This window comes from Oceanobacillus damuensis (assembly GCF_001618145.1).
GTDB classification, from domain to species: domain Bacteria; phylum Bacillota; class Bacilli; order Bacillales; family Amphibacillaceae; genus Oceanobacillus; species Oceanobacillus damuensis.
Map to the genome: position 1 here is coordinate 25,510 of NZ_KV392042.1, position 12,725 is coordinate 38,234.

At 35.3% G+C, this 12,725-nt stretch carries 10 protein-coding genes and 2 pseudogenes; 11 read left to right on the top strand and 1 reads right to left on the bottom strand.

Annotation, left to right across the window (positions count from 1 at the left end):
* The first annotated feature begins 32 nt into the window (after window positions 1-32).
* From A4245_RS00190 to A4245_RS00200, 3 genes are all read left to right on the top strand, one after another.
* Window positions 33-1,652 carry a flavin-containing monooxygenase gene (locus tag A4245_RS00190; RefSeq protein WP_067724508.1) on the top strand — a complete coding sequence of 540 codons (1,620 nt, stop codon included), beginning with the start codon at window positions 33-35 and terminating at the stop codon, window positions 1,650-1,652.
* 176 nt (window positions 1,653-1,828) lie between these two features.
* On the top strand, window positions 1,829-2,674 hold the full coding sequence (locus tag A4245_RS00195; RefSeq protein ID WP_067724510.1) for an N-acyl homoserine lactonase family protein: 846 nt from the start codon (window positions 1,829-1,831) through the stop codon (window positions 2,672-2,674).
* A 232-nt stretch (window positions 2,675-2,906) separates the two neighbouring features.
* Window positions 2,907-4,328, top strand: a complete 1,422-nt coding sequence (locus tag A4245_RS00200; protein WP_067724512.1) for an NAD-dependent succinate-semialdehyde dehydrogenase — start codon at window positions 2,907-2,909, stop codon at window positions 4,326-4,328.
* A gap of 47 nt (window positions 4,329-4,375) precedes the next feature.
* Here the strand turns inward: A4245_RS00200 and A4245_RS00205 are convergent.
* Window positions 4,376-4,981, bottom strand: a pseudogene (locus tag A4245_RS00205) (TetR/AcrR family transcriptional regulator).
* A gap of 165 nt (window positions 4,982-5,146) precedes the next feature.
* On the opposite strand from A4245_RS00205, the gene A4245_RS00210 reads away from it, so the two are divergent.
* From A4245_RS00210 to A4245_RS00245, 8 genes and pseudogenes are all read left to right on the top strand, one after another.
* A complete protein-coding gene (locus tag A4245_RS00210) occupies window positions 5,147-5,593 on the top strand; it encodes an NADPH-dependent FMN reductase (protein WP_084268604.1) in 447 nt (148 codons plus the stop codon).
* A 98-nt stretch (window positions 5,594-5,691) separates the two neighbouring features.
* Window positions 5,692-6,604: pseudogene (locus A4245_RS00215) on the top strand (DsbA family protein).
* 12 nt (window positions 6,605-6,616) lie between these two features.
* The gene (locus A4245_RS19475; protein ID WP_234402313.1) at window positions 6,617-6,739 is read left to right on the top strand and encodes a YdhR family protein; all 123 of its coding nucleotides are present in this window, start codon (window positions 6,617-6,619) and stop codon (window positions 6,737-6,739) included.
* A 396-nt stretch (window positions 6,740-7,135) separates the two neighbouring features.
* A complete protein-coding gene (locus tag A4245_RS00220) occupies window positions 7,136-7,591 on the top strand; it encodes a hypothetical protein (protein WP_067724514.1) in 456 nt (151 codons plus the stop codon).
* A gap of 615 nt (window positions 7,592-8,206) precedes the next feature.
* A complete protein-coding gene (locus A4245_RS00225) occupies window positions 8,207-8,971 on the top strand; it encodes a hypothetical protein (RefSeq protein ID WP_067724516.1) in 765 nt (254 codons plus the stop codon).
* Complete coding sequence (locus A4245_RS00230; RefSeq protein WP_067724518.1) at window positions 8,972-9,895, top strand: hypothetical protein; 924 nt, start codon at window positions 8,972-8,974, stop codon at window positions 9,893-9,895.
* A gap of 1,327 nt (window positions 9,896-11,222) precedes the next feature.
* The gene (locus A4245_RS20260) at window positions 11,223-12,071 is read left to right on the top strand and encodes an outer membrane protein assembly factor BamD (protein WP_199860626.1); all 849 of its coding nucleotides are present in this window, start codon (window positions 11,223-11,225) and stop codon (window positions 12,069-12,071) included.
* A 200-nt stretch (window positions 12,072-12,271) separates the two neighbouring features.
* Window positions 12,272-12,712: a hypothetical protein gene (locus tag A4245_RS00245; RefSeq protein WP_067724522.1), complete on the top strand. Its 441-nt coding sequence runs from the start codon at window positions 12,272-12,274 to the stop codon at window positions 12,710-12,712.
* Window positions 12,713-12,725 lie beyond the last annotated feature (13 nt).

Genomic DNA, 12,725 nt, shown 5'->3' on the forward strand with positions numbered 1-12,725 from the left:
AAAAAACTATTTAATTAGGAGGAGATTGATAAATGAGTCGTTTAAGTGAAAAGTTGGATTTTGATGCAATTGTCATTGGTGGGGGATTTAGTGGCATTTATGCAGTACACCGTTTAAAAAACGAACTTAATCTAGATGTCCGTGCTTTTGAAAAAGGAGGACATGTCGGAGGTACTTGGTATTGGAATCGTTACCCAGGAGCGTTATCGGATACGGAAAGTTTCGCTTATCGATTTTCTTTCGATAAAGAATTATTACAAGATTATACTTGGACACATAACTATCTAAAACAGAAGGAAGTTCTAAAGTATTTAACACATGTTGTAGAACGTTGGGATATAAAAGATGAATTTAGCCTGTATACAGAAGTTATTAAAGTAGAATTCAATGAAAAAGAAGCTCATTGGGAAGTGACAACCAATAAAATGGAAACGTTTACTGCAAGGTTTCTAGTTAATGGATTAGGGCTCTTAGCAGCCGTTCATAAACCAGACCTTCCAGGGATTGATAACTTCCAAGGTGAATACTATCATACTGCGGAATGGCCAGACGATGCAGAATATAAGGGGGAAAAAGTTGGTGTCATTGGAACGGGTTCTACTGGAATTCAGTTAATCACTGAAATTGCTCCTGATGTAGAACACTTGACTGTATTTCAGCGTACACCGCAATACACCGTACCATTAGGCTATCGGAAACAAACAGAGGAAGAAATCGCTGAGATTAAGGCAAATTACGATGAACTCTGGGATATGGTACACAACTCTGTTACAGCCTTTGGTTATCCTGATGCAGAAATCAGCGCAATGGATGTATCTGATGAGGAGCGTGAAAAAATCTTTGAGGATGCATGGAATAAAGGGAATGGGTTCCGATTTTTCAGTCATGTATTTAATGATCTTTCTTTCAATAGAGAAGCAAATGATGCAGCCGCAAATTTTATTAAGAAAAAAATCAGTGAAATCGTCAAAGATCCTGAAACTGCTAGAAAGTTGACACCTACAGAACCTTATGCGAGACGACCTGCAGCTGACAACGGTTACTATGCTACATTTAATCGTGATAACGTCACACTTGCGGATATTAAAGCTCATCCAATCGTAGAAGTTACGGAGAAAGGTATTCGTACAGAAGAAGGTTTCCATGAACTAGATGTAATTATCTTCGCTACTGGATTTGACGCGATGGATGGGAATTATAAAAGGTTCGATATTATTGGACGGAATGGCGTCAATCTAAAAGATCAGTGGAAAGATGGCTCAAGAGCATATCTAGGAGTGATGGAATCTGGTTTTCCAAATTTCTTCATGTCACGGGCTCCACTGAGTTCATTCACGAATAATCCACCAGCAATTGAAGCCGAATTAGGATGGGCAATTGATCTTATCAAACATTTAATCGATAACGATCTAAAAACGGCGGAACCATCGAAAGAGACAGTAGATGCTTGGTATGATTTATGTATGGAAACATCAAAAGGTACTCTCTTCCATGAAGCACAGTCTTGGATCTATGGGGTGAACGTTCCAGGAAAACCATTCTCGTTAAGATTCTATATGGGTGGAATGGGAAATTACAACAAAGAATTAGAGAAGAGAGGATTTACGGAACTCGAATTTGACAAGGCACCGGAGAAAACAACTAGTTTGTAGTAATGTGAATACAGTTTACCTCGAGCATCATCTCTAGCAAACTAGGGAATTCTGACAAATTCAAAATATACTATTGCGATTTAAAAAACAAGAATATTATGAATTCATACAGTGTGAAACCTTGTAATGAGCAAAGATAAATTCGAAGTACCACAATTATGAAAGGGGTAGTGACATTGAGTAAAATTTCTATAAAAACGTTGCAACATGGTGCGATAGGATTGGATAGGGATGCTTTGATTGCCGGAGGAAAAATGACAGTGAATAACAAGGATAAAAAAAGAGATTGGTATATGTGTCCTTCATTTACCTATGTAATTGATCACCCGGATGGCAAGATATTATTCGATGCATCTATGTATAGAGGTTGGCAAGATGAGTGGCCTAAAGAATGGCAAGAGACTTCCGACTATACAGGAACAACGGATGAGGAGTTTTTTGAATCTCGTTTGAAGCAATTGAATCTCGATCCATCGGATTTCAAGTATGTATTTTTAAGTCACCTCCATACCGATCACGCTGGAAACGCACGTCTTTTTGCAGGGACAGATGCCAAAATTTTAGTCCATGAAGAAGAATTAAAAGGAGTCGCTAATCTAGAAGCAGATGGGAAAAATGCATGGAATTTCTTTTTATCGAGTGATTACAGTGTGAGTAGGTTAAAGTATACACCGTTGTATGGAGATCAAGAAATCTTAAAAGGTATACGATCCATTAGTCTCCCTGGTCATACATGGGGAACCATGGGATTGATGGTTGAACTGGAACATAGCGGTACGATTATTTTATCTTCAGATTCATTGTATGTAGCGGATAGTTATGAAACTGGGATGGGGTCTATGTTAGACCTAGACCGGGATAAGTGGAGAACGTCCGTTAACAAACTGAAATTGCTCCAAAAAGGACATGATGCGATGATCATACCAGGCCATGATCATAATGTTATTCACCATAACTGTTCTTGTCATCCTCTAAAAGAAGAAAAGAAATTAAGAGTTTGGCCAGATGCTCAATATGATTGATTTATTTAAAGAAAGTAAAAGATATACTCTATGTAATACAGTAAAAATTTTATTGAAGTTTAATAGAGAGAGGTCGCGAATATGATTTAAGATTACCTGTGAATGGTTTGGAAAAATCATATTCGCGATATACATCTATTATAATCTCTATCGTCTTTTACCTCTAATAGTTTACCCATGGACAATTGACAAACATAATACAAATATTAAATGGAAATGAGAGTGCTGTAAAGTGTACATTAATAATCAGTGGATAACAACAGATAATAAAGTAGCTATAGAAAATCCTTCGAATGGTGAAGTTATTGATAGTGTCTCTACTGTTGGCACGATAGAAACCGAGGAAGCCATTAATGCTGCTAGTGGTGCTTTTTTAGAATGGGCACAATTAACAGCTTTAGAGAGAACTGCTTATATATATAAAGCTATAGAAAAGATTGAAGCTAAAAGGGAATTACTTGCTGAAACTATAACAATGGAAAATGGAAAACCGATTGAAAGTGCCAGATACGAGGTTGATAGTACTGTTGCATTTTTTAAGTGGTTTGCAGAAGAGGCAAGAAGAGTATATGGAGAGACAATCCCCTCTCCAAAAAGAGGAAAGAGGCTTTTGCATATCATGCAACCGGTTGGAGTAGTTTTAGCTATTGCCCCATGGAATTTTCCACTCTCGATGGCGGCAAGAAAGTTGGCGCCAGCATTAGCGGCAGGCTGTACGGTAATACTTCGACCGTCGAAGTCCGCTCCACTAAGCTCCATCGAACTATTCAAGATTTTTGATGAAGTTGGTTTCCCACCAGGTGTTGTTAACCTTCTTATTGGGGATGCTGATGAAATTGTGGGAACTGCCATGCAAGATAAAAGAGTGAAGAAAGTTTCATTTACTGGTTCAACAGAAGTTGGGAAACAACTAATAAGACAGTCTGCAGATACCGTTAAAAGAGTATCAATGGAACTTGGGGGCCATGCACCTTATATTGTGTTTGAAGATGCAGATTTAGATAAAGCATTAGAAGGAGCTATAAGGATTAAATTTAACTGTGCAGGTCAACAGTGTACATCCATTAATAGGTTATATGTTCATGATAAAATTTTCAACGAATTTAGTGAACGTTATGTAGAACTTGTTAATCGTTTAAAAGTAGCGGATGGATTAAAGGAGGATACTGATGTAGGTCCGTTGATCAACCAAAGAGCGATTGAGAAAGTAGAACAACAAGTAGAAGATGCAGTTAAAAAAGGTGCAAAGATATTACACGGAGGAAACCGCCTTACAGAAGGTGAGTTTGCAAACGGAAACTTTTACAGTCCAACTGTTTTAACAGATGTTAATGAAGAAATGGATATTTATTATGAAGAAACATTTGGTCCCGTTGCCCCTATGATTCGCTTTTCAGAAGAAGACGAAGTGATTCAAAAAGCAAATGATTCAATCTATGGTTTGGGCTCGTACATGTTTACGAATGATATTTCAAGAATTTATAGGGTTATGGAAAAATTAGATTATGGAATTGTTGGAGTTAATGACCCGTATCCTTTTGTACCAGAAGGCCCATTTGGAGGAGTTAAAGAGAGTGGAATAGGTATAGAAGGAGGACACGGTATAGTTGAGTATTTAGAATCAAAATTTGTTTCAATTGGAATAAATGAATGATTTTGTTAAAGGGGAAACGAATCCAAGCTTTTTGGATTCGTTTCTTATTACATCAAGGGATAAAAAGGGTCAGACCCCGATTGAAAGATTTTAGAGCCAAAACCAATCCCGGACATTAAAAAGGGGATTGCGGATTTTATAAATTCTTCCATAGGTACCTTCATCCCATTTCTTTTCCATTCTACAGAAGCTCCGTAAATGCCTCAGCTTAATATAACCGAAGTAATTTTTAGTGATTCATCATGCTCTCTTCTATTTTGTTTTAGCAACATTTTGTAAAAAATGATTTCGAGCTGTTCCCGAATTATTCGTCCAATTGTATCTTCATAGCCTCGATGGCAACGATTGGATAATGACTTTTGAAAATTTGTAATCGCTGTAAAGATACGAACAAAAGCTTCTTCATTTAGTTCATCATTCTCGTAAGTATCATAATTCAAATTGACTAACAATACTTCTGATAAGACCTTTTCTAGTAAGTCATAGATATCTTCAAAATGATAATAAAAAGTTGCCCGATTAATCATGGCTTCTGTAGTAATATCTTTTATCGTAATATCCTTGAATTCCTTTTTTCCTGAAAGTTCAATGAAAGAATTCATAATTAATTTACGCGTACGAAGAACTCGAGGGTCCGTCTTTGGTTGCGTCACTTTTTCTTCCACCTATTTTTTAAACATATTCTTCAATCTGTTGTATAAACAACAAATTGCCAGAACTATTGGTATTAATCCTCTTTAGTATGACTTAATATTTAATTATAAAGCAAATAAGATGTTTTATTAAAAAAATTTTAGGAGGAAAAGATATGATTAAAATTGGTAGATATTAAAGAGTACAACCTGCCAAAATTTAATGAACCTATTCCTGCTATTATGTCACAGGATTATCAAGCAGCGGAAGCGAAAGTTTGGTCTGAAAAAATTAGTGAACTTGATGGGTTTGTTTTCGTAACTCCTGAATACAACAAAGCCGTTACATCCGGTTTAAAAGATGCGATTGATTACTTATATGTCGAGTGGAACAATAAAGCAGCTGGTATTGTAAGTTATGGTTCTACGCTAGGGGTGACAGCAGCTAATAATTTGCGATTAATTTTGACTGTACCGAAAGTCGCAACAGTAGGAACTCAACCTGCCCTAAGTCTATTCACAGATTTTGAAGACATGAGAACTTTCAAGCCAGCACCGTTTCATGAAGAAACCGTTCAAACCATGTTAAATGAGGTCGTTGCTTGGTCTACTGCATTGAAAACAATTAGATAATCATTTAAAGAAATGATTTAAGGCGAGGGATTAGGGTTTCGCTTTTTCCTCGATTGTTCCATAGAAATGAGGAAATTGAATTGAAAAACAATAATAATATGATTTGTGATTTAGAAAAAGGTGTATGTGGCGTTGCGGGTGAAGATGAAGTGGAGGTAATCGATTTGAACCAACCAAGTAAAAAAATTGATTTATATTATGTTACCGATCCAATTTGCTCACATTGCTGGGCAATAGAACCAACACTTCGTCGTTTTATGAAGCAGTATGGACACTACTTCAACTTCAAAACCGTCATGGGTGGTTTATTAGAAAAATGGCATGGTGGTCCTATCGATCCTGCTAACGGCATCAACGGACCCGCTGATGTTGCAGGTCACTGGAGAGAAGTAGGCGAACATTCTCGAATGCCGATTGATGGTTCACTTATGATTGACAATCCAGTTCAGTCATCTTTTCCACCATCTCGTGTCCATAAAATAATTCAAAAACATCATGGTGAGGAAAAAGCATTTGAATACCTGCATCGTGCCAGAGAAGTTCTATTTGCTTTCAATAAAAACATTGGGGAAGCGGCTGTATTAGTAGAAATCGTCAATGAAATGGGACTGGATGGTAAGGTAATTGTAAAAAAAGCTGATGAGCAAACCGGTTATGATTTACTAAACGAAGACTTTGTGCTAACAAGACAACTTGGTGCTAGAGGGTTCCCTACTATTTATCATGGTTAATGAAGAAAATAAAGGGGTTAAGATTGTTGGTGGTCGCCCTTTCGAATATTATGTCGATGGATTAACGCAAATTCTAGGTGAAAAACCTGCCCCGAAACAACAACCGGCATTATCAGCTTTACTTGAAGAAGAAAAGCTCCTTTTCTCAAAAGAAATTGAAGTAATGTATGATGTTGAACAGTCAGATATCAACGCTTTCGTCAAAAGAGAGCTTTCACCAAATAGTTATACAGTGAAGGAAATTTTGGGAGAATTGTATTTTACAACGACTACAAAGTAAGGGAGAATGACTATGATCTACGTACTGCAAGTGGATTTCAAAATGAATGGACCCTTCGGAGATGAAATGGCAGAGGCATTTTCTGATTTAGCGAAAAGCATTAATAAGGGCAAAAATCTTTGCCATCAATTCTAAACTGACTGAGATTACAAAAGGACCAGTTAAATAAATTAATCTCAAGGAAAAGAAGAAGAGTAGAGCCACTCTTCTTCTTATTGAATTAAAGTACCATCCTGGTCTGATAAAAAAGCCAGTACTTTTTATTGTTCAACTGGATTTCACCTCGGAATAAAGGGTCAGTCCCCCACACGCTAAAACGATAGCGAAGTGGGGGACTGACCCCTTAATCCTATTACTGTGCAATAACGCTTGGAATAATTTCGGTAAAATTAGAGACACAATCTGTTATTTTCTGGTATAATTTTAGTGTGAGGATTTATAATATTGTGATTTTTTTTACTAATGAGCAGGGATGTTGTTACTCAAGGAGAATATTCTAATATGAATATTTAATAAGGGGGAGAAATCTAATTGGCCAATGAAGATGAGAAAAATTTAATGAAGATTATAAAGGTCTTGGATAAACTTGGTGTAGAAGATGCTAATGAAATAGTTGATATAGAAAAGTTCGAAGAATTAATACAGAATTTATCTAAGCTACCTGCGGAAGCTTTAGAAAGTTTGGTTAGTAAAATTCCAAACTTTACGGAGCTATCTAAGATGTATCTCGATAATTTAAATCATTCATATGATAAATTAATGGATGATCTAATAGAGGAAAAAAATAATCTTTATTCAATGTTACAAAAAGGAGATTTGTCAGATAGTGATAAGGCTTGGATGATGGGTGAAATTAAGGATATAAGAAGGACTATGCTTATAAAGGATACATTATATAATATTCAAAATAATAAAGTATTTAAAGTAGGTGCAGCAGCTCTTACTATTGCAGTGGCAGCAGTTGCAGGTAATAAGATGAAGAAATAAATATCCAAGAACGCTCATATAGGGTGTTTTTTATTTTGGAAAAAACAGGAGTGTTAAATACATTACAGATATCCCTAATTAAAATTATTACTCAACTAACTTTAGGTGAAGAAGAACTTAATTATCACAAAATCTTTTGCTGCGTAGTACAACGATACTATACAAAAAAATTAATTTTCAACAATAGGGTGCTTTTATTGAATAATGATATATGTAAGCTCAGAGTTAGTCTCTAAGCTTAAAAATCCTCAAAAGTATTAATTGCTTTTATCTCCTCTTCCTCCCGCAGTTCCTTAATTACATGAGAATAGTGCTTATAAGTGAGCACGAATGAGCACGGGGACGATTCGAGACCTTTTTAAAGTTCCAAGATAGCCAAGTGAAAATATGATTACAATAAAAGTAACAATATAACTCATTAGATTTCACCGTCAAGTTTTTGTTCTATAATATTAATATAAATCATTTACATAAAGTCACAGAAGACGAGTGACTTTATCAGAATATTTTAGCAGATATTGAAACTATTATGTTAATATGTGCTTAAAATACAACTTCTAGTCTAATACCATGACCTCATTGGATAGAAGAAATAGTTAATTAGGAGGCACTCCAATGACTAACATACAAACAGCACTAAAAATGCGAGGCTTTTTCATCAGCAAGGAAAATGGTTACTTAAAGTTAGGAAAAGGGAGTCATTCTCGGGATGAAGTCGAACTGAAGGAAATGCTAGAAAAACTAAATATACAAGCAACTTTTTCTGATAATAAAATAATGATCACATCAGAACATATTGATAATCAGAAATATGAAAAAATCCTGTGGTATCCTGCAAAGAATCATGAGGCTGGGGGAAATGGTGGTTGGCGTAGTTGGAAGTATTTTAGTAAAGGAATGTATGGGCCAAAGATTAGGACGATTTCTTTAGAAACTGGAGTAGCCCTTTTTGTAAAAGCATTAAGTGCAGCAGGTGTTAGAACTATTTCAAGTTGTGATGGGCATGGGAAGAAGACTCCTGTTGTTACTTTCTTTGGACATTACAATGCATGTTGGTTCATGGTGCTGAAGCAACACTTCATTCAAGATATGAAGTTGAATTATGATTGGAAATTAATGAAATGGAATAACGTAGATCCAGATTTAATCGCTGAATCTCAAACAGGAAAGTGGGAACTACAACTAGTACTGAAAGATACCCATCAAATGGCTGAATTCCTTCTCAAGAATGGGAAGGGAATATCCGAATTGAAGAGGGAATTATTTGAAGCAAACAGAAATAGTACTAGAAAACTAGTAAAAGAGATGAATAAAGAAGAGTTAATTTCTTGGATGGAGCAAAAGTTATTAGAAAGAATACGAGTAAAAGGAGGGCTTTAGGTGGGGGTACCATTATCAAGCTATACCGTACTAAAATACATTGCTGACAGTGTGGATGTAGCGAAAAGACCTAATATTTTTCAAAGTATTGAAATGGAGCTTGCATTAGATTCCCTAAAAGAATATAGTGTTTTTGCTTTTATTATCCATGATCCATTAGTTCATCATAATTTTCATGCTATTTTACAAAAACAATTTCAAAACTTGCACTATAGCTCTGGAGAACATCTAGTATTTTTCGGTTTAGTAGATTCTCCGAAAAAATTATCCTTAGTAGGAAAAAGACCTTTTTATCAAGATGTCCGTGATATGGTGACTACATATGAGGAAATGTATAAGGAAGATGCAAGCTATTCAGCCTTTGCTTTAGCAAACAGTTTGAACATTGAACCAGAATTGTTACCTGCAATTGTGGTTACGCATGATACAAGGTTATCCTCATTCCGTTACTATAAAACATCTGCGAACGAGTTAGAGAGGCAATTTAGTAGATTAACAGGAATATCCTATCAGATGAATGCATATAAAGAGCTCCCCAATCTTTCTCTAGAAAAAAGACAGGAGATTCTTTACGATTTATTGGATAAGGATGAGTTGGATCTTTGTGATGAAAAAGGGAGTTCCGATCTAGTGGAAAGCATGGCTCGTGCACTATCGGATGTTTTGAGTTTCCTCGTGCCAGATAGTAGAGATTACAATGAACGAACAATAAAGAAAATTGCCACAGAACAAAAAAGGATGAGTATCGATCGCGTTATTAAAAGTCTGGAAGAATTGAAAATTGATTTAGAAGACGTAAATATGGAGGAAATGGAGAACCATCATTTATTCACAACGATTGAGGAGTTGAATATTACACTTGCAGTTTTTTTAAAACTATCTAAACATAATCAACCACAGATGGATTTGGAAACTTACCAATAAAAAGGGAGTGGTTAGACCAGCACACCTGGCAGTTTCTAATCACTGGGTTAGAGGTTGCAAGTTTCCTTAATAATAATAATCCGGAAGATGACTACTCGGCTAGTGCTATTTGTTTAGCTAAAATGTTTGAACAAGAAATTAATAATTCATTTGTACACTGGGTGCGAAAATCCCATGCCATTGACCTGCCTGAATACTATAATAAAGTCCAACCAGGAGTACGTGCTCTCGTAACTCCGAATTTCTCAAGGAAAAATGCGAATACTCCACCGGTAGACTTAAACAGGAATCGATATGGTTCATGGCAACCTCTTGAATTAGGTAAATCTATGACTATAGCAAAATATAATATAAGAGACAATGACTGGGCTAATATGGGTATAACTAATTATAAAGACTTCTTACGAGAATGGAGAACCATTCATTCGATTAGAAACAAGGCAGCGCATACAGAGGTTGTAACATTCGAAGACTTTAATAGGATGAAACTTTCACTGATGAATATAGCCAAATTCCAGGTGTTGGACAAGTTGTCGAGTTTGAAGAATAGTTTTAGAGGGGTTATTAAGTAATAACTGATAAAACAATTTAGTGAGTAAAGGGTTCTCGATTAGAAGAACCTATTCTTATCAAGATAAAAACTATAGTTCCGTCAACAAAATCATTTAGACTAGCAATCAGGACAAAGAACGTGTATCTCTATCCCACACTACCGGCCATCTAAAGGGGTATATGGATAATCATACAAGAAGTACTTCGAAATATAAGACATTGGTCTATAAAAGACCAAGTTGAAATGAAAAAATAAATCAAATCCTTAGAGGTCACTACAATTACTATGGTATGGCAGGAAATCTTTGGTCACTAACTAAAATCTATATAATTACTGAACGTTATTGGAAAAGAATGTTAAGTAGCAGAAGTCAAAAGAGCTATATAACTTGGGAAAAATTCAATAAGATTAAGTCAATATTTCCTTTAGAGCGTCCAAAACTCTCAATTCCATTTTCAGAATTAAAGAAGTACGCAATACTGTGAAGCAATTTCTGAAGAGCCCGGTGCGGGAAATCCGAACGCCGGGTTCTGTGGGGGTTTGAGTCGCCAATTGGGCGACCTCTCTACCCGGAGGGTGGAGTACAATTTACCGCAAGGTAAAAAAGGCTCCCTTCTACTCGACTAATACAACAAGAAGATCGTCAATACGACGGTCTTTTTTGACTAAATGGCATTAATGTTGAATAAGATGTTTGCTAAAATTGGTAAAAGGGGTCAACTTATTTTTATGACAAAGTGGTAATATACACTGTAATAAATTAGGGGGATAACAATGAGGAAAGTCATCTTAGTTATGTTAATTTCGATAGTAAGTTTATCTTTAATAGGGTGTTCTAATCCAGAAGAACAGGTAAAGAATGTAACAAATGATTATTATCAAGCCCTCGTAAATAAAGACTATGAAAAGGCATTCGAAACGTTATATTTATATGATTTTACTGAAGAAAATCATCCAACTGATGGTACGACATTAAGTCAAAAAGAAGCTAAAGAGTTCTATATGAAAAAAGTAAATGTCTTGAAAGAAAATAACTATAAAGTTAAGGACTTTGAAATTACAAAGGTTAGAAAAGAAGACGGTCATACATCTTTTGCGGAAGTAAAATTCAATGTTGAGGTGAATGGAGAAAGCTTTGAATGGCGTGAAACAGTAGATGAATGGGAAGGAAAAGCTTGGATTATCAATGAAAATGATCCGTTTTCAATATATCGTGATGGGAAAATGAACCTTGATATTGAAGTATCAATTATCAACTCAGGGAATGACCCAGAAGAACTTGGAGAGGTAGCATTATCGGAGGAAGAAGCGATAGACTTTGCTGAAAACTTTTTTGAAGCACAAAATGATAAGGACTATGACTATTTAGAATCTGTTATAGCTCAGGAGGTAGAATTAGAACGAAGTAATGATAAATTTATCTTTGAAAATTCTAACGGTATAGTGGAGCAAAGTTTTTCTAACATCAATTTAAACAACTTAGAGTTTCGCTTTATTCAAGAAAATCAAGATATTGTTACAGTAGGATTTGCTGAAGTTTCCGATGAACTTAATATCGAATTATATTTGGATTTAAAAAATGTTGACGGGAATTGGAAGTTGACTTCATTTATTACAAATTAGAATATTGCTTCTTGATAATGCGAATATTGACTGCAAAATTAAAGAGGTGGAGAGGGCATTGATGAGATTTGGGTCAGTGAAAAGGACTTTGGCGATGTGACAGCTTAATGTAGTTAATCAGGCTATTCGCTAACGGGTGGCTTTACTTGAAATAGGTATTGTTGTAAGACAGTTCATGCAAGAAAAGGAGTTTGTTTTATTTGAAAAAAATAATATGGTTGATCTTACTTTTGATAATTATAGGTATTGGAGTTATTATTTTTAATCAAGAAAGAACCACTACTTACGGAGAAGTTATGACGAACTTGATTGGAGAAGGTGAAGAAATCAGTGAGATTTACATTAAATATTATTCCCCAAATGACGAGAAATCAATGAGGACAATGAGACTTACTGAAGATGATGAAATCAAAAAAGTAATAGAACTTTCTTCCGATATGAAAATGAAAAGAACTACTGATGATAGTCGGGATACTTACTTTGTAATTATTGAATCCAATAAAGATTCTTACGATATGAGGTTAAGTAATAACGGACATATAAGAATGGATTCAGAAGATGGCAAGAAAAGATATTACAAAATTTTGGGAGAAAATACTTTTTTAAATGTTATCGAAACTTTTAATGATAAGTGGAAGTAGGATGAAAAGATTG

Bases quoted from the DNA above. Each gene is read 5' to 3' on its own strand.
- A4245_RS20260 (WP_199860626.1), top strand. From the start codon at position 11,223: ATGAGGAAAGTCATCTTAGTTATGTTAATTTCGATAGTAAGTTTATCT.
- A4245_RS19475 (WP_234402313.1), top strand. From the start codon at position 6,617: ATGATCTACGTACTGCAAGTGGATTTCAAAATGAATGGACCCTTCGGA.
- A4245_RS00225 (WP_067724516.1), top strand. From the start codon at position 8,207: ATGACTAACATACAAACAGCACTAAAAATGCGAGGCTTTTTCATCAGC.
- A4245_RS00190 (WP_067724508.1), top strand. From the start codon at position 33: ATGAGTCGTTTAAGTGAAAAGTTGGATTTTGATGCAATTGTCATTGGT.